The organism is Rhizobium sp. Rhizsp42 (assembly GCF_047304155.1).
Taxonomy (GTDB): domain Bacteria; phylum Pseudomonadota; class Alphaproteobacteria; order Rhizobiales; family Rhizobiaceae; genus Rhizobium.
Genome location: NZ_JBGLYS010000014.1, coordinates 88,830 through 110,223 on the forward strand (window position 1 = coordinate 88,830; position 21,394 = coordinate 110,223).

Here is a 21,394-nt window from a genome sequence, read left to right on the forward strand (position 1 = left end):
TTCAAGGAGACTTCATGCAACGGTTCGTCAACAATCCCGATCTCCTCGTCGAGGATACAGTCAAGGGTTTCATCAAGGCCCATCCCGATATCGTGCGGCTTGCCGAAAATCCGCGCGTGGTTGTCGCCAAGGATGCTCCGGTGAGCGGCAAGGTTGGCGTGATCACCGGCGGCGGCTCCGGCCACGAGCCCGGCTTCATGGGCTACACCGGCAAGAACATGCTTGATGCCGTTGCCGTCGGCGAGTTGTTTTCCTCTCCGACCGCCAAGAGCTTCCATGATGCAATTCGCGAGGCTAACGGCGGCGCGGGCGTTGTCTGCCTCTACGGCAATTATGCCGGCGACAATATGAACGTGAAGATGGCGACGAAGCTCGCCGCCAAGGACGGTATCGAGGTCGCGACCGTCGTTGCCAACGACGACGTCTGCTCGGCGCCGCTGTCGGAGCGCGAAAAGCGCCGCGGCGTTGCCGGCGAGATCTTCATGTGGAAGATCGGCAGCGCCAAGGCGACGCAGGGCGGCAGTCTCGAAGAGGTTCGCGCGGCTGCGCAAAAGGCGATCGACAACTGCCGTTCGATCGGCGTCGGTCTCGGCCCGTGCACGTTGCCGGCCGTCGGTCATCCGAATTTCCAGATCGAGCCGGGCACGATGGAGGTCGGTATCGGCCATCACGGCGAGCCTGGTGTACGCGTCGAGCCGCTCAAGCAAGCGGCGGACGTCGCCAAGGATATGTGCAAGATCGTTCTTGATGATCACGATCTTCCAGCCGGCACAGAGGTTGCGGTCCTCGTCTCGGGTCTCGGCGCAACACCGCTCAACGAACTTTACATTCTCAACGACACGATCGAGAGCGAGATCACCGGCCGCGGCCTCGTCGTCTACAAGACCTATGTCGGCAACTATTTCACATCGCTTGAGATGGTCGGCGCGACGCTGACGGTCTTTGCACTCGATGCCGAGACCAAGGCGCTTCTCGACGTCGAAACGTCCTGCACAATCTTGCTCTGAGGAACGCTGACATGCAAACTTTCAAGAACGCCTCGGCGGGCGCGATCGTCCTTTCTCTGGCGGAGCGCATCATCGAAAACCGGGCCTATCTCAGCGAGATCGACGGCAAGATCGGCGATGGCGACCACGGGGTCAACATGGCCAAGGGCTTCGGCATGGCGGCGGAGCGGCTGAAGGGGCAGGACCCCTCGCTCAGTGGTGCCTTTGAAACGCTCGGCACGCTGTTGATGACGGAGATCGGCGGCTCGATGGGGCCGCTTTACGGTGTGATGTTCACCGAGTTCGGTGAGACGCTCGAAGGCAAGGATGCAATCGACGCCAAGCTGTTCAGCGAGATGCTGCATGCCGGTCTGGATGGAATTCAGTCGATCGGGTCGGCCAAGGTCGGCGACAAGACGCTGATCGATGCCTTCGTCCCGGCGGTGAATGCCTTCGATGAAGCCACGGCGTCTGGAAAGTCCTTCGCGGACGCGCTCACGGCCTTGGCCGATGCCGCTGAGACGGGACGCGATTCGACGATCGATCTGGTCGCGAAAATTGGCCGTGCCAGCCGTCTCGGTGAGCGGTCGCTCGGCATTCTGGACGCAGGTGCGACCTCCTGCGCTCTTATTCTGAAGGAGATTTCCGTGGGCGTCTCTTCTCGCTTGGAAAACGCTTGATCTTGCAGTCTGTCTCCCAAGACAGCGCGGCCCGTCCTTTGGCGGCGGGTCGCGCGCCGCGCGGTTGCAAACGGGCCGCATTGGCGGCATCTTCCCGGCAATTGTAAGCGGGAGTTCATTCCAGAGTGGCAACGGTTAAGACACAGCAGGCGAGAAAGGCCGGCGCGGGCAAGGGCGACCTCGCACAGGCACCCGATGCCATGCCGCTGCGCTATGGCGACGACCCCTATGTCTGGGCGTGCTGGCTCTATTACGAGGACAGACTGACCCAGGGCGAGATCGCCGACGTCATGGGCATATCCCGCGCAACCGTGAACAGCTACCTCGCCGAAGCGCGTGAGCGCGGCATTGTCAATATCGCGATCGAGCCGGCCCGCCTTGCTTCACTGACCGTAGCGCAGGCACTCAAAAGGCATTTTGGCCTGACGGACTGTCTTGTCGTTCCGAGCGAGGATACCGCCCGGCCGTTGATCGACAGGATCGGTGCCGCAGGTGGTCAGGCGTTGCACCGGCTGGTAAAGTCTGGCGATACGATCGCCGTGTCGTGGGGGCGTACGGTACTGGCCATCAGCGAGCACGCGGACGTTCCCGGATTGCAGGACGTGACTGTCGTGCAGGCGACCGGCGGCACGCGCGCGAGCTTCGCGTATACTCCCGAGCTCTGTGCGGCGGCGCTCGCCAATGCCGTCAACGGCAAGCTGATCAATATTTCCGCGCCCGCGATTGTCTCCGCCCCCGCCGTGCGCGATGCGTTTCTGCGGGAGCCTCTGATCGAGAGCCAATTTGACGCGCTTGCAGGCGCCAACAAGGCGCTCTTTGGTATTTCCTCTCTGCGCCCCAATTCCACCATTCACACCAGCGGCTTTTTCGAATCCGTTCCGCTGCAGGATTATCTTGCCAAGGGCGCCGTCGGTGTGGTGGCCGGCCGGTTCATCGACGTGCATGGCCGCGCGGTGGCAGGGCCGCTCGACGATCGAACGATCGGCATTTCCCTTGAGGTGCTCAAGAACGTCGATCTGCGCATCGCTGCCGCAGGCGGCTTCGACAAGGTGCCGGCCATCCTCGCGGCCTTGCGCGGGGGGTATGTCAACGTACTGATCACGGATGCCGCGACCGGCCGTGGGATTCTCAACGCGGATGGCGTGACCGATATCGATCAGCGGTCGTCGCAGCGTCTGCGCCCCGAAAGTCAAACGCCGTTGCCATCCACTGCGCGCATGCGCGTGAAGAAGTTTCTGAACGATCCGGACAAGATCGTCGAGGAGATGCTGGATGGCGTGGTGCGTGCGCATCGCAATTATCTGTCCCCCATCGACAAATCCAATCGCGCCCTGATCGCGCGGGACGGGCCGAGACCTGGAAAGGTCGGCCTGGTCATCGGCGGTGGATCCGGACACGAGCCGGGCTTTCTGGGTTATGTCGGCAAGGGGCTTGCCGATGCCGTTGCGGTCGGAAACATCTTCTCGTCGCCGCCTCCCATTCCCATCCTCCATTGCGCGAAGGCGGCATCGGGTGGCGAGGGCGTTCTTTTCGTTTACGGCAACTATGCCGGCGACGTGATGAACTTCGAGATGGCCGCGGAGATGGCCGAGACAGCGGGTATTCCAATCCGAACGGTTTTGACCACGGACGACATCACCTCTTCGCCGATCGAGGACCGCGATGGCCGTCGCGGTGTGGCCGGCAATTTCTTCACCTTCAAGATCGCTGGAGCGGCCTGCGATCGTGGCCTGTCGCTCGACCTCTGCGAAGCGGCGACCCGCAAGGCCAATATGCGGACCTATACGGTCGGCGTGGCGCTCGAGGCGTGTTCGATGCCGCAGACCCAGCGGCCCAACTTCGAGATCGGGGCTGAGGATATCGAGTTCGGCATGGGCATCCATGGCGAACCGGGCGTCATTCGCGAGAAGATGATTAGCGCTGACGAGATCGTCGACAAGGTGATGGACCGGATTTTCGCCGAGATGAAAGCCGGCGAAGGCAGCCGTGTTGCTGTCCTCGTCAACTCGTTCGGGGCGACGCCGATGATGGAGCTCTATGTCTTGTACCGTCGCGTCGAGCAGCGCTTGAGCGCCAAGGGCATCGCCATCGAAGCGAACTGGATCGGGCACTACTGCACGTCGCTCGACATGGTCGGGGCGTCGATCTCCGTCATGGAGCTTGATGAGGAACTGACGGGGCTCCTGCATCATCCATGCGACACCGCGGTCTTGAAGATAACGTAAGAAGCAGAATGCGCCCGGCTCGTCGCCGGGAGCGTTCCGACGATGGGAGGGGAAACAATGGCAGAGAACGATGCGCGCAAACTGCACCGGATGTTCAACCGGATATCCAGCCTGATTGCCACGGAGAAGGATTACCTGACCGAGCTTGACGGTGCGATTGGCGACGCCGACCATGGCATTACCATGCTGCTCGGCTTTGGTGCCGTTTCCAGCGAGCTGGCGCGATCCGATCTTGACGACATGCCGCCATCGGCCGTGATGACAATCGCCGCCTCTGTATTCCTCAATGCCGTGGGGGCCTCGACTGGCCCATTGTATGCGACCGCCTTCTTGCGCGCCGCAAAGGCGTTGGAAGCGCGCCAGTCTCTGGATGCCGCTGGCCAGGTTGCCGTGTTGCAGGCGATGGCACTCGGAATACAAGAGCGAGGCAAGGGCCAACGTGGCGACAAGACGATGCTCGATACCTGGATCCCCGCAGCAGAAGCGGGCGGCGCTGCACTGGAGCGCGCAAGCGAGCCTGCGGAACTGTGGCGCGAAGTGGTCGCGGCAGGCGAGGGAGGGGCTGAGGCCACACGTTCGATGGTCGCGGTACGCGGCCGTGCCGCCAGGCTTGGTGAACGGTCGCTTGGCCATGTCGACCCCGGAGCCGCGTCGGCGGTTCTGATTTTGAAGGCCATGACGGAAGTTTTCACGGATTGAGCTTTGTCGGATGACAGCTTGCAAGGTGCCGCCCGGTCGTGGGCCGCACACCTTAAGTGCATGTCCGCCCACCGAGCCCTCACTTCGTTTATGACTAAATTATCGAGTGGTCGCAGGCCCGCCAAAACCTCAAGTTTGTAGCCGCTTTCCTATCCGAACTCGCCTGCTGCCCGCTTCCCCAGATTTAGTCAACTGTCGCTTGACTCCATCGTTGATACGTATCAATAATGAATTGTTACGTATCAACGATGGAACCCGGTGTGGCTGGTCGCAGGATAACGCAGAAGGAAGTGGCAGAGCGAGCCGGCGTTGCGCAGGCCACGGTGTCGCTTGTCTTGAACGGGGGCAGGGACAAGGTTGCACCGGAAACCGCTGACCGCATTGAGGCCGTTATCGCCGAACTCGGCTATCAGCCCAACCGCTTTGCCCAGGCGCTGCGCACCAGCCGATCGCACGTGATTGCCTGCGTCGTTCCGGATTTGACGAACCCTTTTTATCCCTCGCTCGTCGTTGCCGTTCAGAAGGTTGTGCGCAATGCGGGCTATGAGGTGATCACGATCGATACTGAAGGCGAGCTCGCGAACGAACGGCAGGTGGTCGCAGCCGCGTTGCAGGGGCGCTATGACGGCGTGGTCGGTGTCTTCTTCAACTTGTCCGCCCGCGATCTTGCGCCGCTTGGCAAGAACGGCGTCCCGGTCGTGCGCATCGAGGTGCGGCGCAAATCTGGTGGTTCGCTTCCGATAGATGATCTGTTTATCGACAACCAGGCGGCAGCGCGCGCCGTCACCGCCCATCTTCTCGGCCTCGGCCATCGCGCCATTGCAATGGTCGCCGCCCGTGGTGGTCCGCAAAGCGTTCGTCTCCAAGGATATCTCGATGCCATGGCCGCGAGCGGCGCTGAGCCGATTGTTCTGGAGGCCACGCATTTCACCGTGGAGGCAGGCAGCGAGATGGCGGATCGCATCGTGGCGAGTGATCAGCGGGTCACGGCCATCATTGCCGCCAACGACCTGATGGCAATCGGTGTCATCAAGAGCCTGCTTCGAAACGGCTTGTCGGTGCCGCGCGATATTTCTGTCGCGGGCTTCGACGACATCATGGCCTCGGCGCTTGTCACGCCAGGGCTGACAACGGTGGCGCAGTTCCAGGATCGCCTCGGTGCGCGCGCTGCCGAGAAACTTCTGTCGCGCCTGATTTCCCGCGAAACCGAGCCGGCCCAGCCCGAGGAGATGCCGTTTGAGCTCGTCATCCGGGCATCGGTCGCGCCACCACCGGACGTGCAGAACTAATCCATCGAACAAGGGAGGAATGAACATGACCAAGATGAAAGCGAAATTGCTTGCCGCTGCCGCCATCGTCATCGGCGCCGCTCAGATTGCCGCCGCCCAGGATCGGGTGACCTGGTGGTACGAGCAGGCAACCCCTGATCAGCAGAAGCTGATCAAGGAGAATATCGTCGAGCCTTTCGACAAGGCCAATCCAGAGCAGAGCCTGAAGATCGACTACCGCGGCACCGAGCTCGACAAGCAGCTGCGTGTCGCCATGCTTTCGGGCAACGGCCCCGATGTCGTCTACACGGCGGGCCCGAGCTACGTCGCGCCAATGGCCCAGTCGGGCCAGCTCATGCCGCTCGACGATTATGCGGCCAAGTACAAGTGGCAGGATCGCATCCTGCCGGTCTTCCTGAAAATGGGCGAGTATAACGGCAAGCTCTACGCGCTGCCGAAGACTTACGAAACCGTCGGTCTTTTCTACAACAAGACCTTGTTCGAAAAACACGGCTGGCAGGCGCCCAAAACGCTCGACGAGATGGAAGCGCTGGCCGACGCCATGTTGAAGGAAGGCATCACGCCTTTTGCCGCCGGCAATGCCGATTGGCGTGGCGCCAATGAATGGTTCGTGACGCTGGCGCTTAATTCCGTCGCCGGCCCCGACAATCTCAACAAGGCGCTGCGTGGCGAAATGCCCTGGACTGCCGAGCCTTTCGTCAAGTCGATCGATCGCCTGAACTCGTGGTGGCAGAAGGGCTATTTCGGCAAGAACTACTTCTCGCTGACGAGCAGCGAGCAGGCGGCTGACGCGATGGCCTCCGGAAAAGCCGGCATGATGCCGACCGGCACATGGCAGTTCCAGAACGTCGCGACCTACGGCAAGAAAGCCGGATCTGAAGCCGGCTTCGTCGGCTTCCCGAGCGTGTCAGGCGATCCGATCTTCCCGCTCGGCATCGGCTCGACCTTCTCGATCGCGACCAAGGCGAAGAACCCCGAAGGTGCCGCCACGGTGATCAACTACGTCTTCTCGCCGGAAGTCTACGGCACGATGAACTCCGCCTGGCAGGGCGAGTGGAATATCCCACTCAAGGATATATCGAGCGTCAAGATGGCGAGCGAGGTGACGCCGCTCTTTACCGAGACGATGAAGACCCTCTCCGCCTCGGTTGCCGACGGGAAATACGGCTACACCACCTGGACCTTCCTGCCGCCTGCGACCGACAGCTACATCATCAACGGCATCGAGGAAGTCTGGCTGAAGAAGATCTCGCCAACGGACTATCTGACCAAACTCGACGAGTCCTTCCAGAAGGAATCCAAGGCCGGAAAGGCGCCTGCCGTCCCGGCTCGCTGATCAGGACCTTGTGAGGCGCGCTCATGCGCGCGCCTCACGCTCGCCTTCCACCGGTTGTCGGTGGCGGGCAGGCCGGATCATGCCCGAAAAGGTAATATACATGCACAGACTCTATGTTCTGCCGACCCTCATCATAAACATCGTGATCATCGCCATTCCGGCGCTGCTGACGGTGGCGCTTGCCTTCTTCGAATGGGACGGCATCAGCACGCCGGTCTTCGTCGGCTTGGACAATTTCGTGGCGCTGTGGGACGACAGCGTGTTCTGGACGGCGCTCACCAACAACATCATCTGGACGATCATCTTCCTGACGGTGCCGATCGGCATGGGGCTGCTGGCGGCTACGATGCTTTTGGTTGCCCGTCGTGGCTCCAACACCTTCCAGGTGATCTACTTCCTCCCTGTCATCATAGCCACGGCGATTACCGGCCGTGTCTGGCAGGGCATGATCTATTCGCCGGTGACGGGTGTTACGGGCCTTCTCCAGCGGTTGGGTATCGAAATTGCGAACCCGCTGACAGAAACATCCAGCGCGCTTTACGGCATCGCCGTCGTCGATCTATGGCACTGGTGGGGCTTCCTATGCGTCATCTTCTTCGCCGCCCTTCGCCAGGTGCCGGCTGAACAGATCGAGGCAGCCCGCATCGAGGGAGCAACCTTCTTCCAGATGATCCGCTACGTACTGCTTCCAGGCATCATGCCGACCATCACCCTGATGATGATCATGACCGTCATCTGGTCGTTCCTCGTCTTCGACTTCGTCTACATCCTCACCCAGGGCGGCCCCGCCTATTCATCCGAAGTGCTGTCGACGCTGGCCTATCGCTCGGCCTTCTATGATCTCGCCGTCGGCAAGGCGGCCGCCGTTTCCGTCGTCATCAGCCTCTTCGGGCTGGCTGCCACTGTCCTCTATATCCGCGCGCAAGCATCGGAGTTCGAACAATGAACATGACCGAGAGCCGCATCACGCTGACCCTCGTCTATGCGACGCTGTCGTTGCTACTGATCATCACGCTATTTCCCATCGTGCTGATGGTCCTGAATTCGCTGAAAGCGTCCGCCGAGATCGTGCAAAATCCGCTTGCCTGGCCGTCGGAGCTGCGCTGGGACAATTTTACCCGCGCATGGTCGGATGCCAATTTCGGACGCACGCTTCTCAACTCGGCGGTGCTCACCGGCATGACGATCATCCTCGTCTGCACCACGGGTTCGCTGACGGCCTACGTGCTCGCTCGCCGCAAGATCAAGACGTGGAAGATCCTCACCTTCTATCTTTTGGCAAGCACCACTGCGCCGATCCAGCTCTTTCTCTTCCCGCTCTACTTCGGCTTTGCCCGCTTCGGGCTGATCAACAACCCGATTGCCGTGTCCTTCATCTACACGGCGGTCTACTCGCCCTTCGCCATCATGCTTCTGCGCACCTATTTTCTTGCCGTGCCCAAGGAGCTTGAGGAGGCTGCGTTGATCGACGGGGCGACGCATTGGCAGGTGTTCCGCCGTGTCTTCTTGCCCATCGTCTCGCCGGGCATCCTCACGGTCGCGCTGATCATCGGGCTTTACTCGTGGAACGAGTTCCTGATCGCAACCACCTTCCTGCAGGATCAGGACAGGCTGACTGCCGTCGTTTCCTTCTTCCTGCTGTCCGGCCAGTACTCGTCCGATTGGGGCGAGATCATGGCGGCGGCCCTCATCATCATTCTACCCATCGTAATTCTCTTCATCCTGCTGCAGCGCCATTTCATCGAAGGAATGGCCGGCGGTTCGGTGAAGGGCTGACAAGGAGCTTCTGATGTCCATACCTGCAGACTACAACAACCGTGTCTACGCCGGCGTTCTCGGCAAGCTGATCGGCGTCTATCTCGGCCGCCCGTTCGAAAACTGGCGCTACAAGGATATTCTCCAGAAGCTCGGACCGATCACCTACTACGTCCACGAACGGCTGGGCGATCCGCTTGTCGTCACTGACGACGATGTCGGCGGCACCTTCGCTTTCCCGCGCGCACTCGACGACTACGGCATCTCGTCCGACCTTTCCGCCGAGGATATCGGTAAGGCCTGGCTGAACTACATCATCGAGGAACGCTCGATCCTCTGGTGGGGCGGAGCCGGCAACTCGACCGAACACACTGCTTGGCTCAACCTGAAGCGCGGTATTCCCGCACCCGCCTCCGGTTCGATCGAAACCAATGGCGCAACGGTCGCCGAGCAGATCGGCGCTCAGATTTTCATCGATGGCTGGGCGCTCGTGTCTCCCGGCAATCCGGCGCAGGCCGCAAAGCTCGCGCACGCGGCAGGTTCCGTCAGCCACGACGGTGAAGCGGTCCATGCCGCGGTGCTCTGGGCCGCGATGGAAGCGGAAGCCTTCGTCAGCAAGGATGTCAATCATCTGCTGGACACCGGCCTGTCGTATATTCCGAAGGATAGCCTGATCGCCAAGCTTGTCGCCGATATCCGCCAATGGACATCCGGTAACGAGGATTGGGAAGAAACCCGCCAAAGGATCGAGGACAACTACGGCTACGACAAGTATCCGGGCAATTGCCATGTCGTTCCGAACCATGCGTTGATGATCATGGCGCTTCTGCACGCTCCGCATGATTTCCAGCGCGGCCAGATGATCGTCAACACGTCCGGCTGGGATACGGATTGCAACGCCGGCAATCTCGGTTGCCTGCACGGCATCATGCTTGGGCTCGACGGGTTGGACGCCGGCCCGGATTGGCGTGGCCCGGTTGCCGACCGGCTCTACATTTCGACGGCCGACGGTGGCCGCTCGATCGCTGATGCCGTCGATGTTGCTCTCTGGCTTGCCAATCTCGGCCGCAAGCTTGCCGGTCAGGCCGCCGAACCGGCGCCCAAGGATGGTGCCAAGTTCCACTTCTCGCTGCCGGGTTCCGTTCAGGGCTTCCGCCCGCAAGGGGGCGATACGGCGCTCGCTGATCTCAAGGTAAGCGGCACCGGCAATGGTCTGGCGATCGATTTCTCGGCACTTGCGCCGGGCCGCGAGGCTGCAACCACCACGCCTGTGTTTACGCCGGCCGAAGTGACGAAGATGCGCACCTATGATCTGATGGCCAGCCCGCGCATTCATGCCGGCCAGGTGCTGAAGGCGCGTGTCAGCGCCGATGCAGGCAACAAGGGCATCGTCGAAGCCAAACTGCGCATCCGTCACTATGACGGGACGGACAACCTCGTCACCATCGACATGCCGAATGGCGAATTGCTGGCAGCCGGCGCATCCGCATCGCTCTCGTGGATAGTTCCGGAGACCGGATACCAGCCAATCGCCGAGGTTGGCCTGGTGCTGACGACGGCTGACGGCCGGGCAAACGGTCGTGTCGTCATCGACAGCCTGACCTGGGACGGTTGCCCGTCGGTAACCTTCCGCCGGCCCGAGGGTGCCGGTGATTTCTGGCGCCGCGCCTGGGTGAGCAATGTGCATTTCTTCTCCAAGCACTTCCCGCAGGATTTCCGCATCAGCCAGAACCGCGGCGACGGCATGATCATGCAGGGCACGCGCGACTGGACGGATTACTCGATCGAGGCGGATCTGATGCTGCACCTCGGTGATCACGGCGGCCTGGTGTTCCGCTCGCAGGGACAGCGCCGATACTACGCCGCGCTGGTCACCCGTGCCGGCGAGTTGCAGATCGTCAGGTGCAAGGATGAGGATCGCAAGGTACTTGTTTCCGTCGCGCTCGACGTCGAATTCGAAAAGGCTTTTACCCTGAAGGTCTCGGCCAAGGGCGGTCATTTTGAGGCGCGCGTTGGAGATGTCCTTGTCGAGGCCGATGATACGGCCTTTGAAGGTGGATCGGCCGGCCTCATCATCCATGAAGGCGCACTGTCGGCGACGCGCATCGCAATCGGCGCAGCATAAGGAGTGACAGGATGGCCAGCGTAACAATCGACAAGGTCGTCAAGCGCTACGGAAGCGCTGAGGTCATTCACGGCATTGAGGCAACCTTCAACGAGGGCGAGTTCGTCGTCCTCGTCGGCCCATCGGGCTGCGGGAAGTCAACGCTGCTGCGGATGATCGCGGGTCTGGAAGAAATCTCCGGCGGTGAAATATCAATCGGCAGCAAGGTGGTGAACAACCTGCCGCCGAAGAGCCGCGATATCTCGATGGTCTTCCAGAATTATGCGCTTTATCCGCATATGACCGTCGAGGAGAACATGGCGTTCTCCCTGACGCTGGCGGGCGCCAGCAAGGAGGAGAAGCAGAAGAAGGTGCGTGAGGCGGCCGAAATCCTCGGCCTCGTCCCGCTCCTCCAGCGCAAGCCGAAAGCCTTGTCCGGCGGTCAGCGTCAGCGTGTGGCCATGGGTCGCTCGATCGTGCGCAAGCCTCAGGTCTTTCTGTTCGACGAGCCGCTTTCCAATCTCGACGCCAAGCTTCGCGTGCAAATGCGCGGCGAGATCAAGTCGCTGCATCGCCGCCTCGGGACGACGATGATCTATGTTACCCACGATCAGATCGAAGCGATGACCATGGCCGACCGTATTGTCGTCATGCAGGCGGGCAAGATCGAGCAGGTGGGTTCGCCACTCGAACTCTACGACCGTCCCGCGAATGCCTTCGTAGCGCAGTTCATCGGCTCCCCGGCTATGAACCTGTTTCCGGCAGTCGCCCGGTCGGGCGATCTTGTTCTGCAGACGGGCAAGGGAACAGGGCTGAAAGCGCCCGCCGGCGTCCGTGAGGGGCAGACTGTACTGATCGGCAAGCGTCCCGAAGAAATCGCGCTCGTTGCCGAGGGCGAGCTTGGGGCCGTTGTTGAGAATATCGAGCCGACGGGGGCGGAAACCTTCGTGGAGGCGCGCCTCGGCGACCAGCTCATCTCGGTTGTCTTGCGCGAACGGCCGCAATTCGACATTGCGAGCCGGCAATACCTTTCGCTCTCCAAGGGCAGCGTGCATCTTTTTGATCAGGAGACGGGGCGACGGATCGCGTCCGCATAAATCGATAAACCCCAACGCTCGCCCGCGCGCCTGAGCGCATGGCCGAGCGTTGGCCCACGGCCGGTGCCATTCGCCCTGGTGACCAAATTTGTCTTATAAAAGCGCGCTGGCGATATCCTGCAGGATCTTCGCAAGCGACGCGGCTGAGCCAAACGGCCAGTTCCGCCTTGCCGTAAGTCTCATGCCATCATTGGAGACAACAGGCAGCATGGGCCACAGAGCCGCACTCTAAAGGTCGGCCGACACACGATCGGCGAGTAGACCTACAAGTCTCCGTGCCATCAGGTCCCCGCGACCAATATTCTTTCCAGAATATCTCAACGTTGTCGCTTTCGCGAAGGCTTCATCTCCGCTGGCGCTTTGCTAGTACGTCTTCAAGAGGGAGCGGGTTGGAAAATTCGCCCCTTTGTGCAAGCTGTCCGGCAATACGCTGGACGGCGTCGTTATAGGGTGTTGCTATGCCGTGCAGGCGGCCGAGTAGGACGATCTCGCCGTTTAGGAAGTCGACCTCGCTCGATGCGCCGCGGGTGAAGCTTTGCCAGGTCGATTGCTGACCGGGATGGATGCCGCTGTTGTCAGCCACCCGCCAGTTCGAAATATCAATGTTGCGCTCGGAAGGCGCGGCAAGCTTGTAGCCGGCTGCCTGAAGTGCAAGCCGCGCCTCTTCCACCAGGGCTTCGCCGATCTCGCTCCTGAGTTCCGCAGGGCCGTGGAACAGTTCCAGCACGTTACGGGCGTTGTGAAGCAGTTTTGCCGATTTCCAGCCGGTTATCTCGCCCGTCGTTTCAGCGAGGTAACCCGCGCGGCTGAGGTCCTCCGCGATGCGGTTGCTTGTCTCGTCGCGCCCCTTGGGAAAGCGCCCGATCGTCACGACGCCGACTTCAGGGTCGCCACCGCAAACGACACTCCCGGTTTCGGTAAACCGCGCCGGTGTCATGATGCTGGCGCCATAGACATGGGCGAAGGTTCGAAGCGCCAGCGCCTCGGTTGCCAACCCGTTCTGGAAGGTGACGATTGGAAGGATGGCGGCCGCCGGATCGGCCGTGCCTGAAACGCTGCGCCATGACCAGAAGGCAAGCGCGCCCGCCGCATCCTGCGACTTGACGGTCAGGAGCAGGATATCGCCGCGCGTCAGTTCGGGCGGATCCAAAAGATCGAAAGCATTGAGCTTCAGCTGCTGTGTGCCCGTCGGCCGCCGGTAGCTCAATCCGTGTTGCCTGATGTGGCTGATCTGCGCACCGCGACCGACCAGAGCGTAGGGAATACCGGTCAGTTCGAACTGCGCCGCAAGGCTTGCGCCGACCGCCCCGGCTCCGATGATTACATAGCGTGTCATGTCTTTGTCCTCGCCTTGTCCTTGATCAGACGCCCAGGTTCTGCCTGAGGGTTTCATGCTGGTAGTCGTGATGGAATATGCCGCGTCTTTGCAGCTCCGGGATCAGGTGATCGGTGACAGCAGAGAGACCGAGTTCGTATTTCAGGGTGAAGGCCAGGAAGTTGAAGCCGTCGCTCGCGCCCCTTTCATAGCGGTCCTGTAACTGGTCGGCGATGTTCTCCACCGAGCCGATCGGGAACCAGTGGCCGGCACCGCTGGAGTGGTAGATGATAAGGTCGCGCACCGTGCGGACCTTGCCGCTCTCGATAAGTTCGCGGAAGACGCCGAAGCGCGACCGGCGCCCCTGGACATTGGCCGTCTGCGGCAGGTCTTTGAGCGGGATCTCCGCGTCGAGGTCGATGCCTTCGAAATCAATGCCGCCGAACTGGCCGGCGAGCGATTTGCGCCCTTCCTCGAAATCGATGTCATCGATCACCTTTTGCCAGAAGCGCTTGGCCTCTTCGTCGGTAGAGCCGATGACCGGCGCCACGCCCGGCAGGATCTTGATCGCGTCCGGTGAACGTCCATAGGCCGTCGCCCGCTGCTTGAAGTCTCGATAGAGATCGATCGACGGTTCGGTTTCCGTGAGCCCCGTGGTGAAGATGACGTCGGCGACACGCGCCCCGAGCTGCCTTCCTTCGGTGGACGAGCCGGCCTGGGCGAGAATAGGTCTGTCCTGCGGGCTGCGCGAAACATTGAGTGGCCCCTGGACGGAGAAGTGGCGGCTGTTCCAGTCGATGCGGTGAACTTTGCCCGCATCGATGACCTGACGGCCGCTATCGTCATAGCTGACGGCGTCTGGCTCCCAGCTTTCCCATAGTGCCTGAACCACGCCCGCAAACTCCTCGGCGATCGCATAGCGATCGTCATGAGCGGGAAGCGGCTTGCCGAAATTCTTTTCCCCCGCCGAGGAGGTAACAAGGTTCCAGCCGGCGCGGCCCTTGGAGATGTGGTCGAGCGACAGAACCTGTCGGGCCAGATTGTAGGGCTCGGTGAAAGAGGTTGAAATCGAGCCGATCAGGCCGATGCGCGACGTCTTTGCGGCAAGCGCGCTGAGCAGCGTCACCGGTTCCAGCCCCGGCTTCGGCGCGGTGTCGCTGGTCACGAGCGCGTCGGCCAGGAAGACCGTGTGGATCTTGCCGCGTTCGGCCTGCTGCGCCTGCTCGACATAGGCGTCTATATCGAGGAGATTGTCGGTCGGGCCGTCGCGGCCCTTCTTCTTCGTCTGTCCGGTTCCGCCCAGAAGCAGGCCGAGCACCAGTCCTGGGCCGCGTTCACTGCTGCGGCCCGCCCATTTGTTCGTCATGTCGATTATCCCTCGGAAAAAGAGTCATGCCGTCGCGTAGCCGCGCTGTTCAACGGTGCGCACTTCGTGAGTGGGCTCCGGTGGCGTTGAATGCAGCCCGAGAGCGGACTGGTCGCGCTCCGACAACGGGTGGACCTGTACGAAGCCCTTGTGCAGTGACAGTTCCACCTCCACGCCGTAGACGCGCTTGATCAGTTCTGGCGAATACACGTCCGCTGGTCGCCCTTCGGCAATCACCACCCCGTCCTGCAGGAAGACCACGCGGTCGGTGAAGCGAGCTGCCTGGTTGAGATCGTGAATGGCGATCACGGCCGCAACGTTGTTCTTGCGGGTGACGTCACGGGCAACGGCCAATGTCTGCCACTGATAGCGGATATCGAGTGCGCTGGTCGGTTCGTCCAGAAGCAGGATTTGCGGATCCTGGGCAAGGGCGCGGGCAATCAGCACACGTTGTCCCTGGCCGCCGGAGAGCTCCGTCACTGCCCGGTCGCCGAGATCCTCAAGGCCCATGCGCTGCATGGCGGCGTCGACATGCGCCCAGTCCTCATCCCGCGGGCGGGTGCCGAAGTAGGGTGTGCGCCCGAGGAGCACTGCTTCGCGGATGTCAAGCCCGAAGGACAGTCCGATCGACTGCGGCACATAGGCGACGATGCGGGCGAGATCGCGGCGTGCAAGCTTGGTGAGGTCAGCATCGCCGTTCCAGGTGATCGACCCTGATGTCGGCGTGTTGATCCCGGCGATGGTCTTGATCAGCGTCGACTTGCCGGAGCCGTTCGAGCCCAGAAGGCCGACGAGCTCGCCCTTGCCGATCGTCAGGTTGGCGCCCTTGACGACCTGTCTTTTGCCGTAGCCGACTTCGAGTGAGGAAATCTGGAGGGTCATTCGATTGCCTTTTGTCGAGAGAGGATGAGGTAGAGGAAGATCGGTGCGCCGACCAAGGCGTCGATGATCCCAACGGGAATGACGCCAGGAGAGATGACTAGCCTGCCGACGGCATCGGCGACGACGAGGAGCAGGGCGCCGATGATGGCTGAAAACGCAATGAGGAAGCGGTGGTTGGGGCCGACGACCAGCCGCGCGATATGCGGCGCGACGAGGCCGACGAAGCCGATGATACCGGTAAACGCGATGGTTACCGCCGTGAGCGTCGCGGCGATTGCGATCGTCTGCAGCCGTACCGTCGAGACGGCGACGCCGAGGCTCTTGGCCGAATCGTCGCCGGCGAAGGCGATCGCATTGAGGGCGCCTGAGCGGAAGCGGATATAGGGGAAGGCGAGGGCAAGCAGCGCGAAGAGCGCGAGCACCTGATACCAGGCCGAATTGTTGACCGAACCCCATGTCCAGCGGACGATTGCCGCAAGCACCTCGTCCTCGGCAAAATACTGGATGCAGGCCGTCAGCGCGCCGAAGAGCTGCGAAAGTGCGATGCCGACGAGGATGAGCGTCGTTGCATGGAGATTGCGCGACGATGCGAGCGAGAGCACCAGCGCTGTGTTGATGAAGGAAAACAGAAGCGCGCCGATGACAAGCGATACCGCCGCGCTTCCGGCCGTGGCGCCGAAGACGACGATGGCCAGCGAGGCGCCAAAGGCCGCTGCAGGCGCGATGCCGAGCGTATAGGGGCTGACCAGCGGATTGCGCAGCAGGCCCTGAAACAGCGTGCCGGCGACGGCGAGCGCCGCGCCGCCGAGAATGGCGAGAAGCACGCGCGGCAGGCGCAGCTCCCAGATGACGTTGTGCATCAGGAGCGTGGTGCGATCCGTCGGTACCGTGCCGGTGATCTTGGCCCAGAAGGTTTGCAAGACGTTGACCAGTGTCGCCCCGGAAGTTCCGATCTGGATGCCGACAAGAGCGGTGATGATGACGGCGGCAATCCCGAGGCCGATCGCAAGCTTCTGGCCGGTATAGCGATCACGCGGTTTGCGGGTATTGTTCGGCGGGGAATGCGGCAAAGGCGGAGAATGGGATTCCGTTTGGACTAAACTCATATTTTCCTCGAAACTGAATGGGGTGTCGTCGCGCCGAGGCGCGTTGCGGCATTTCAGACCTTGCCGTCGAGCCTGTAGGCGTAGTCGGCGACGGAGCGGGCTTCGACACCCTGCGCCTTCAGCCAGCGGGCGAAGTAGGCGTCGACATCAACATCCGCGAGGCGATCAGGATAAAGCCATTTGGCGACGGCGAGCGCGCCGAGCTGCTTGCCGAGGGCGGAGAAGAAGAAGTTGCTGAAGACGATGACGTTCTTGTCCTGAACCGCCTTGATCGCGCTCCAGCCAGGGCGATCGATGATGCGCTGCGCCTGCGCCGCGAACTGTGTCTGGTCCCAGGGTGCATAGCCGGCCGCCAGGCCGTCGACGCCGTTGTGAATGATCACATCCGGGTTGCGATTGATGATCTCGACCGGATCGACCGTGTAGGTGTGGACCGATGCACTGCCGGTATTGGCAATGGTGATGTCGCCGAAGATGTTCTTGCCGCCGCCAAGCACGATCGTGTCATGGAAGCCAGAGCCGGGAAGCGACGTGGCGAAATCCGCATTGTTTTCGAAATAGACCTTCTTCGGCCCGACACCCTTCAGATGCTGAGCAAGCACCGCATCGATATCATCGTAGAGAGCTGCGAGATCCGCCGCTCCCTTTTCTTGGCCGAAGATCTTGCCGAGGTTGGACAGCTGTGCGCGCAGAACCTTCGGGTCCCAGGTGCTGACGACGACAACCTCGATGCCGAAGGGCTTCAACTTCTCGATCGCATCCTGCCATGGCGCATTGCGGCGGGTGAAGAAAACTTCCGCGCCGGAGGCGGCAATCGTTTCCCAGTTGGGGCCATTGTAATTGCCGGCGTCCGGAAGGCTGGCGAACTTGGCGAAATAGTCCTTGTTCGCCGGGTTCTTGGCGGGATTGGTGCTCTGGTCGATCGAGACGATCGTATCGCCAGCGCCTATCGCCCGAACGATCTCCGCCTGGTACCAGAGGTCGGTGTAGACGGCCTTGATCGGCGCCTTGACGCTGACCTCACGGCCAAGTTCATCGGTGATCGTTACCGTCTTTCGGTCATCGGTTTCGGCGAAGGCCGCCTGCGAAAATCCCTGGACAGACAGCAGCGAGCCGAAAGCAAGAGCGCCGGAAAGCGCAAGCGCACCGCGACGATTGACGGAAAGGTCGGATAGGATGGTCGATTTGCGCATTGGTTTCCCCTTGCAGCCGGATGGTGAAGGCGGATCGGACGAAACCCCTGGCCGACCGCTTGACTGTGAGCTTAGGGAAACCGTCAGCGTCTGAGAAAGGTCGATTTTTTATTGTCTATAGATTTAGTAGAATAATATTCGGCATTCGGTCTGCGCGCTGCCTCTGAAAAAGGGCTTGCCTTCGCAATTATAATTTCTATGCTTTTGATAGACAATTATGCCTTCATCCCGATCCGAATGAATTAGCCGGCGCATGCTGCCGGGCCAATGCAGGAAAGGAACTGACGCATGACACAGCTCCCCTCCAGTTTTTCCAGACGACCGCAAGATCTGCAGACACGTTCGCTTTTCAAGGTCGCGATCGTCGGCCGCGGCTTCACGGGCATGCTGACGGCCATTGCGCTGCTCAGGATGATCAAAAGGCCATTCCATCTTGTCATGTATGATCCGCAACAGACGGTCGATCTCAGCCGAGGCGTGAGCCAATCGGCGACGACTTTGCTCAACAGCCGTGTTCGCGACCTGTCCGTCGATCCAGTGGTTCGCGACGACTTCAGTAGGTGGCTCGAGGCAGAGCATACACTTGGCGATAGCGCCGGTGGTGCGCGGGCGGGACTGGATCAAACATTCGTGCCTGGGGAGCTGTTCTCCCTATATGTGCATCAGCGCTTCTCCGAAGTGCTGCAAAACAGGACCGATGTCGTCGTGCAGATCTGTCCGGAGATCGTAACGGTCTTGGATCATAGCGAAGAACTGGGATTTTCGCTTTCGTTCGGCGACCGGCAGAGCGCCCGCTTTGATGCGGTCTTTCTCGCCACGGGCTATGGGCTGCATGAAAATCCGACGGAAGGGCAGATAAGCCGTGCTGGCGATAATGTCGTCGTGATCGGTGCCGGCGTTCGGGCGGTCGATCGGGCCCTTCGCCTGTTGGCCGACGGCCAGGCGCGACACGTAACGCTTATTTCGGCTTCGGGTTTTCTGCCGCAATCGCATGCCCGCTCGGCCGTTGGGCCCATCGTTTCGGAGGAGCCGTTTCCGCGCACGCTTCGCGGTGCCTTCAGGCATTTGCGTCGGGCAGCTGAGGCCGCCAATGCCGATGGATCCGGTTGGCAGGGGATCATGAATGGCTTCCGGCTGCGCGCCCATGACCTGTGGCAGGAGTTGAGCGCGGAGGAACGCGGCCGCTTCAAGCGCCATGTGCGCGCCATATACGACAGCCACCGCAATCGTCTGCCGCCCGAGCATTTTGAGCGGCTTCATCGGGCCATCGCAGAGGGTGCCATCACGCTGCGCAAGGGCACGGTCGAACGCATCGCGACGAATGGTGTGCTTTTTTCAGGACCAGCGGGCCTTGAGGTGCTCTACGCCAGCAGGGCTGTGGACTGCCGGTCGCGGCCAACGGAACTGGATTCGCCGCTATATCGTTCCGTGCTGCGCGCGGGCCTCGCGAAGCGTGACGAACTCGACCTTGGCATTCTCGTCGATCGCTGCGGCCGCGCGGCACTGGAACCGCAGCGCTTTCAAGGCTTGTTTGCGATGGGCCCTCTCGGCCTGGGCAGTCTGCCGGATATCGACCTGGTGCCCGAGATCGTTACCCAAGGGCATGCCGCCGCTGCCGCGCTCGACAACTGGATCGATGAGCGCGCGCTTGTCGAGCAAAGCAGGGCGGATGAATAGAAGCCGAGCTTTTCGGCAAGTATTGAGCGTCAGATATCTACCCGATTTCTGACATGCCCTTCCTCCAGCAGGATCTTCACCGTCATCGCCGCGTTGTGGCGCATCTCGATTGCGGCGTGATCGGAGTAGAAGGCGTTGTGGGGGGTGATCACCAGGCGGCCCGCGAGCCAATCTTCCCTGTTGCGCCAGGCCGAAAGAAGCGAATGGTTTCGTGGCGGCTCCTCGGCCAGTGTGTCGATCGCGGCTGCCGCCAGATGACCGGTTCGCAGCGCGGTCTCAAGCGCGTCGAGATCATCGAGCAGCTCGCCGCGCGCCGTGTTGACGAGCATCGCTCCGGGCTTCAGCCGCGACAGCGTCTTCGCGTCCAGAAGACCGCGCGTTTCGGCGTTAACGGGGCAGTGGAGCGTTAGGATATCCGCCTCGGCAAGGAGTTCGTCGAGCCGGTCGACGCGTTGGTAGCCGATCGCCTTTTCATGGCCGCGCGGCTGGCCGGGATCGTAGCCTAGGATGCGGAAGCCGAATGGTTTGAGGCGGTTGATGACAGCCGTGCCGATTCGCCCGACGCCGATGACGCCGACCGTGGCGCGGTTTGAACGCGGGAGCGGCTTCAGGCTGTGAACTTGCCAGCCGGTTGTGTAGCCGCGAGCGCGGGCGTCGTGTTCCCAGAGCCGACGGTGCAGCGAGAGCATCATGGCGACGGCGTGGTCGGCTACTTCCTCCGTGCCGTAGTCGGGATTGTTCGCAAACGGGATGCCGGCCGCCGAAAGCGCCAGCAGATCGATCTTCTCATAACCGACGCCATAGCGCACCACGCCCTTGCAGCGCGCAAGATGGGCGATGCTCCTTGCCCCGAGCCGTGCACCCCAGACCATCAGCGCGTCTAGGCGGGCAAGTCGCTCCGGCGAAAATAGCGTTTCGTCGGTGGTCGCGAAGTAGTCGATCTCGACCGCGTCGCCCAACAGCTTCGCCTCGAGGTCAGGCGTGTCGAACATGTGGTCGGTGATGCCGACCACGTATTTCCGTTGTCCTGTCATGCCTAGCCCCGCCTAATTCCGCCTCTGGCTCTGCCTTGATATCGCGAAGAAACGCATCGCCAGATGCGGTAACGCTCGACTATTCCGCGGCGATCGCCGTGGGCGCGGAGCGGGTGCGCACCAGGGCCGCTGCCTGGATCAGCGCCTGTTCGACGCGGCCAGTGATCGCGGGCGATGGGGCGCCATCGGTGAAGTCCCGGCTCGACGCATAGACGGCGGTCGGAACGACAAAGGCCTCGAAGAAGGCAAACAGCGGACGGAGCTGATGCTCGACCATCAGTGCGTGCCGGTCGCCGCCACCGGTTGCGGTCAGAATGATGGGCTTGCCGCGCAGGTCGGCCGGATCGAGCAGGTCGATCACATGCTTGAACAGGCCGGTATAGCTTCCCTTGTAGGTCGGTGAGCCGATGACGAGGGCGTCGGCCTCGATGATCGTGCGGATCACCGCCTGGGCTTTCGTATCGAGGTCGGTGATCGAACGTGCAGTCGCCAGCGCCGGGCCGAAATCCTCGACGTCGAACACCACGTGCTCCAGACCCGCGCGCTCGGCGAGCGACGCCGTCACGCTCTCGACGAAGCGCTTGGTGCTGGAGGGGCGGGTGATATTGCCCGAGAAGCCGACAATAAGATCGTTGCTCATTAAAGTTCCT

General features: G+C 61.6%; 18 protein-coding genes. 11 read left to right on the forward strand and 7 right to left on the reverse strand.

Features of this window, described 5'->3' with window-relative positions; genetic code table 11:
* The first annotated feature begins 14 nt into the window (after nucleotides 1-14).
* From ACCD05_RS15490 to ACCD05_RS15535, 10 genes are all read left to right on the forward strand, one after another.
* Nucleotides 15-1,007 (forward strand): dihydroxyacetone kinase subunit DhaK, encoded by a 993-nt coding sequence (locus ACCD05_RS15490; RefSeq protein WP_112436952.1) that lies wholly within the window; start codon nucleotides 15-17, stop codon nucleotides 1,005-1,007.
* Between the two features lie 11 nt (nucleotides 1,008-1,018).
* Entirely contained in the window at nucleotides 1,019-1,666 is a 648-nt protein-coding gene (gene dhaL, locus ACCD05_RS15495) for a dihydroxyacetone kinase subunit DhaL (protein WP_112436953.1), read from the forward strand.
* Between the two features lie 200 nt (nucleotides 1,667-1,866).
* On the forward strand, nucleotides 1,867-3,891 hold the full coding sequence (locus ACCD05_RS15500) for a bifunctional sugar-binding transcriptional regulator/dihydroxyacetone kinase subunit DhaK (protein ID WP_112436985.1): 2,025 nt from the start codon (nucleotides 1,867-1,869) through the stop codon (nucleotides 3,889-3,891).
* 57 nt (nucleotides 3,892-3,948) lie between these two features.
* Nucleotides 3,949-4,590 (forward strand): dihydroxyacetone kinase subunit DhaL, encoded by a 642-nt coding sequence (gene dhaL / locus ACCD05_RS15505; protein WP_112436954.1) that lies wholly within the window; start codon nucleotides 3,949-3,951, stop codon nucleotides 4,588-4,590.
* Nucleotides 4,591-4,850: 260 nt separating this feature from the next.
* Nucleotides 4,851-5,879: a LacI family DNA-binding transcriptional regulator gene (locus ACCD05_RS15510; RefSeq protein ID WP_413393773.1), complete on the forward strand. Its 1,029-nt coding sequence runs from the start codon at nucleotides 4,851-4,853 to the stop codon at nucleotides 5,877-5,879.
* Nucleotides 5,880-5,904: 25 nt separating this feature from the next.
* The gene (locus ACCD05_RS15515) at nucleotides 5,905-7,215 is read left to right on the forward strand and encodes an extracellular solute-binding protein (RefSeq protein WP_112436986.1); all 1,311 of its coding nucleotides are present in this window, start codon (nucleotides 5,905-5,907) and stop codon (nucleotides 7,213-7,215) included.
* 100 nt (nucleotides 7,216-7,315) lie between these two features.
* Nucleotides 7,316-8,161, forward strand: a complete 846-nt coding sequence (locus ACCD05_RS15520; protein ID WP_111562365.1) for a carbohydrate ABC transporter permease — start codon at nucleotides 7,316-7,318, stop codon at nucleotides 8,159-8,161.
* Nucleotides 8,158-8,991 carry a carbohydrate ABC transporter permease gene (locus tag ACCD05_RS15525; RefSeq protein ID WP_047511710.1) on the forward strand — a complete coding sequence of 278 codons (834 nt, stop codon included), beginning with the start codon at nucleotides 8,158-8,160 and terminating at the stop codon, nucleotides 8,989-8,991. The genes ACCD05_RS15520 and ACCD05_RS15525 overlap by 4 nt, the downstream gene beginning before the upstream one ends.
* 13 nt (nucleotides 8,992-9,004) lie before the next feature.
* Nucleotides 9,005-11,095, forward strand: a complete 2,091-nt coding sequence (locus ACCD05_RS15530) for an ADP-ribosylglycohydrolase family protein (RefSeq protein WP_112436956.1) — start codon at nucleotides 9,005-9,007, stop codon at nucleotides 11,093-11,095.
* Nucleotides 11,096-11,106: 11 nt separating this feature from the next.
* A complete protein-coding gene (locus ACCD05_RS15535) occupies nucleotides 11,107-12,171 on the forward strand; it encodes a sn-glycerol-3-phosphate ABC transporter ATP-binding protein UgpC (protein ID WP_112436957.1) in 1,065 nt (354 codons plus the stop codon).
* A gap of 343 nt (nucleotides 12,172-12,514) precedes the next feature.
* Here the strand turns inward: ACCD05_RS15535 and ACCD05_RS15540 are convergent, their stop codons facing one another.
* From ACCD05_RS15540 to ACCD05_RS15560, 5 genes are read right to left on the reverse strand one after another with little or no spacing between them, the layout of a single operon-like run.
* Nucleotides 12,515-13,507 carry a ketopantoate reductase family protein gene (locus ACCD05_RS15540; RefSeq protein ID WP_112436958.1) on the reverse strand — a complete coding sequence of 331 codons (993 nt, stop codon included), beginning with the start codon at nucleotides 13,505-13,507 and terminating at the stop codon, nucleotides 12,515-12,517.
* 25 nt (nucleotides 13,508-13,532) lie between these two features.
* Entirely contained in the window at nucleotides 13,533-14,852 is a 1,320-nt protein-coding gene (locus ACCD05_RS15545; RefSeq protein WP_112436959.1) for an NtaA/DmoA family FMN-dependent monooxygenase, read from the reverse strand.
* Nucleotides 14,853-14,876: 24 nt separating this feature from the next.
* Nucleotides 14,877-15,734: an ABC transporter ATP-binding protein gene (locus ACCD05_RS15550; RefSeq protein WP_112436960.1), complete on the reverse strand. Its 858-nt coding sequence runs from the start codon at nucleotides 15,732-15,734 to the stop codon at nucleotides 14,877-14,879.
* Nucleotides 15,731-16,840, reverse strand: coding sequence for a FecCD family ABC transporter permease (locus ACCD05_RS15555; protein ID WP_112436961.1), 1,110 nt, complete (start codon nucleotides 16,838-16,840; stop codon nucleotides 15,731-15,733). Before ACCD05_RS15555 ends, ACCD05_RS15550 begins: the two co-directional genes overlap by 4 nt.
* Before the next feature lie 53 nt (nucleotides 16,841-16,893).
* Complete coding sequence (locus ACCD05_RS15560) at nucleotides 16,894-18,033, reverse strand: ABC transporter substrate-binding protein (RefSeq protein WP_112436962.1); 1,140 nt, start codon at nucleotides 18,031-18,033, stop codon at nucleotides 16,894-16,896.
* A 288-nt stretch (nucleotides 18,034-18,321) separates the two neighbouring features.
* Here ACCD05_RS15560 and ACCD05_RS15565 point away from each other — a divergent pair, with 288 nt between their 5' ends.
* Nucleotides 18,322-19,710, forward strand: a complete 1,389-nt coding sequence (locus ACCD05_RS15565) for an FAD/NAD(P)-binding protein (protein WP_112436963.1) — start codon at nucleotides 18,322-18,324, stop codon at nucleotides 19,708-19,710.
* Between the two features lie 29 nt (nucleotides 19,711-19,739).
* Here ACCD05_RS15565 and ACCD05_RS15570 read toward each other — a convergent pair whose 3' ends face one another.
* The gene (locus ACCD05_RS15570) at nucleotides 19,740-20,744 is read right to left on the reverse strand and encodes a C-terminal binding protein (protein WP_112436964.1); all 1,005 of its coding nucleotides are present in this window, start codon (nucleotides 20,742-20,744) and stop codon (nucleotides 19,740-19,742) included.
* A gap of 79 nt (nucleotides 20,745-20,823) precedes the next feature.
* On the reverse strand, nucleotides 20,824-21,384 hold the full coding sequence (gene msuE / locus ACCD05_RS15575) for an FMN reductase (RefSeq protein ID WP_112436965.1): 561 nt from the start codon (nucleotides 21,382-21,384) through the stop codon (nucleotides 20,824-20,826).
* Nucleotides 21,385-21,394: the final 10 nt, after the last annotated feature.

Bases quoted from the DNA above. Each gene is read 5' to 3' on its own strand.
- ACCD05_RS15570 (WP_112436964.1), bottom strand. From the start codon at position 20,744: ATGACAGGACAACGGAAATACGTGGTCGGCATCACCGACCACATGTTC.
- msuE (WP_112436965.1), bottom strand. From the start codon at position 21,384: ATGAGCAACGATCTTATTGTCGGCTTCTCGGGCAATATCACCCGCCCC.
- ACCD05_RS15565 (WP_112436963.1), top strand. From the start codon at position 18,322: ATGACACAGCTCCCCTCCAGTTTTTCCAGACGACCGCAAGATCTGCAG.
- ACCD05_RS15520 (WP_111562365.1), top strand. From the start codon at position 7,316: ATGCACAGACTCTATGTTCTGCCGACCCTCATCATAAACATCGTGATC.
- ACCD05_RS15555 (WP_112436961.1), bottom strand. From the start codon at position 16,840: ATGAGTTTAGTCCAAACGGAATCCCATTCTCCGCCTTTGCCGCATTCC.
- ACCD05_RS15560 (WP_112436962.1), bottom strand. From the start codon at position 18,033: ATGCGCAAATCGACCATCCTATCCGACCTTTCCGTCAATCGTCGCGGT.
- ACCD05_RS15535 (WP_112436957.1), top strand. From the start codon at position 11,107: ATGGCCAGCGTAACAATCGACAAGGTCGTCAAGCGCTACGGAAGCGCT.
- ACCD05_RS15530 (WP_112436956.1), top strand. From the start codon at position 9,005: ATGTCCATACCTGCAGACTACAACAACCGTGTCTACGCCGGCGTTCTC.
- ACCD05_RS15525 (WP_047511710.1), top strand. From the start codon at position 8,158: ATGAACATGACCGAGAGCCGCATCACGCTGACCCTCGTCTATGCGACG.
- ACCD05_RS15515 (WP_112436986.1), top strand. From the start codon at position 5,905: ATGACCAAGATGAAAGCGAAATTGCTTGCCGCTGCCGCCATCGTCATC.
- ACCD05_RS15500 (WP_112436985.1), top strand. From the start codon at position 1,867: ATGCCGCTGCGCTATGGCGACGACCCCTATGTCTGGGCGTGCTGGCTC.
- dhaL (WP_112436954.1), top strand. From the start codon at position 3,949: ATGGCAGAGAACGATGCGCGCAAACTGCACCGGATGTTCAACCGGATA.
- dhaL (WP_112436953.1), top strand. From the start codon at position 1,019: ATGCAAACTTTCAAGAACGCCTCGGCGGGCGCGATCGTCCTTTCTCTG.
- ACCD05_RS15540 (WP_112436958.1), bottom strand. From the start codon at position 13,507: ATGACACGCTATGTAATCATCGGAGCCGGGGCGGTCGGCGCAAGCCTT.
- ACCD05_RS15545 (WP_112436959.1), bottom strand. From the start codon at position 14,852: ATGACGAACAAATGGGCGGGCCGCAGCAGTGAACGCGGCCCAGGACTG.
- ACCD05_RS15550 (WP_112436960.1), bottom strand. From the start codon at position 15,734: ATGACCCTCCAGATTTCCTCACTCGAAGTCGGCTACGGCAAAAGACAG.
- ACCD05_RS15490 (WP_112436952.1), top strand. From the start codon at position 15: ATGCAACGGTTCGTCAACAATCCCGATCTCCTCGTCGAGGATACAGTC.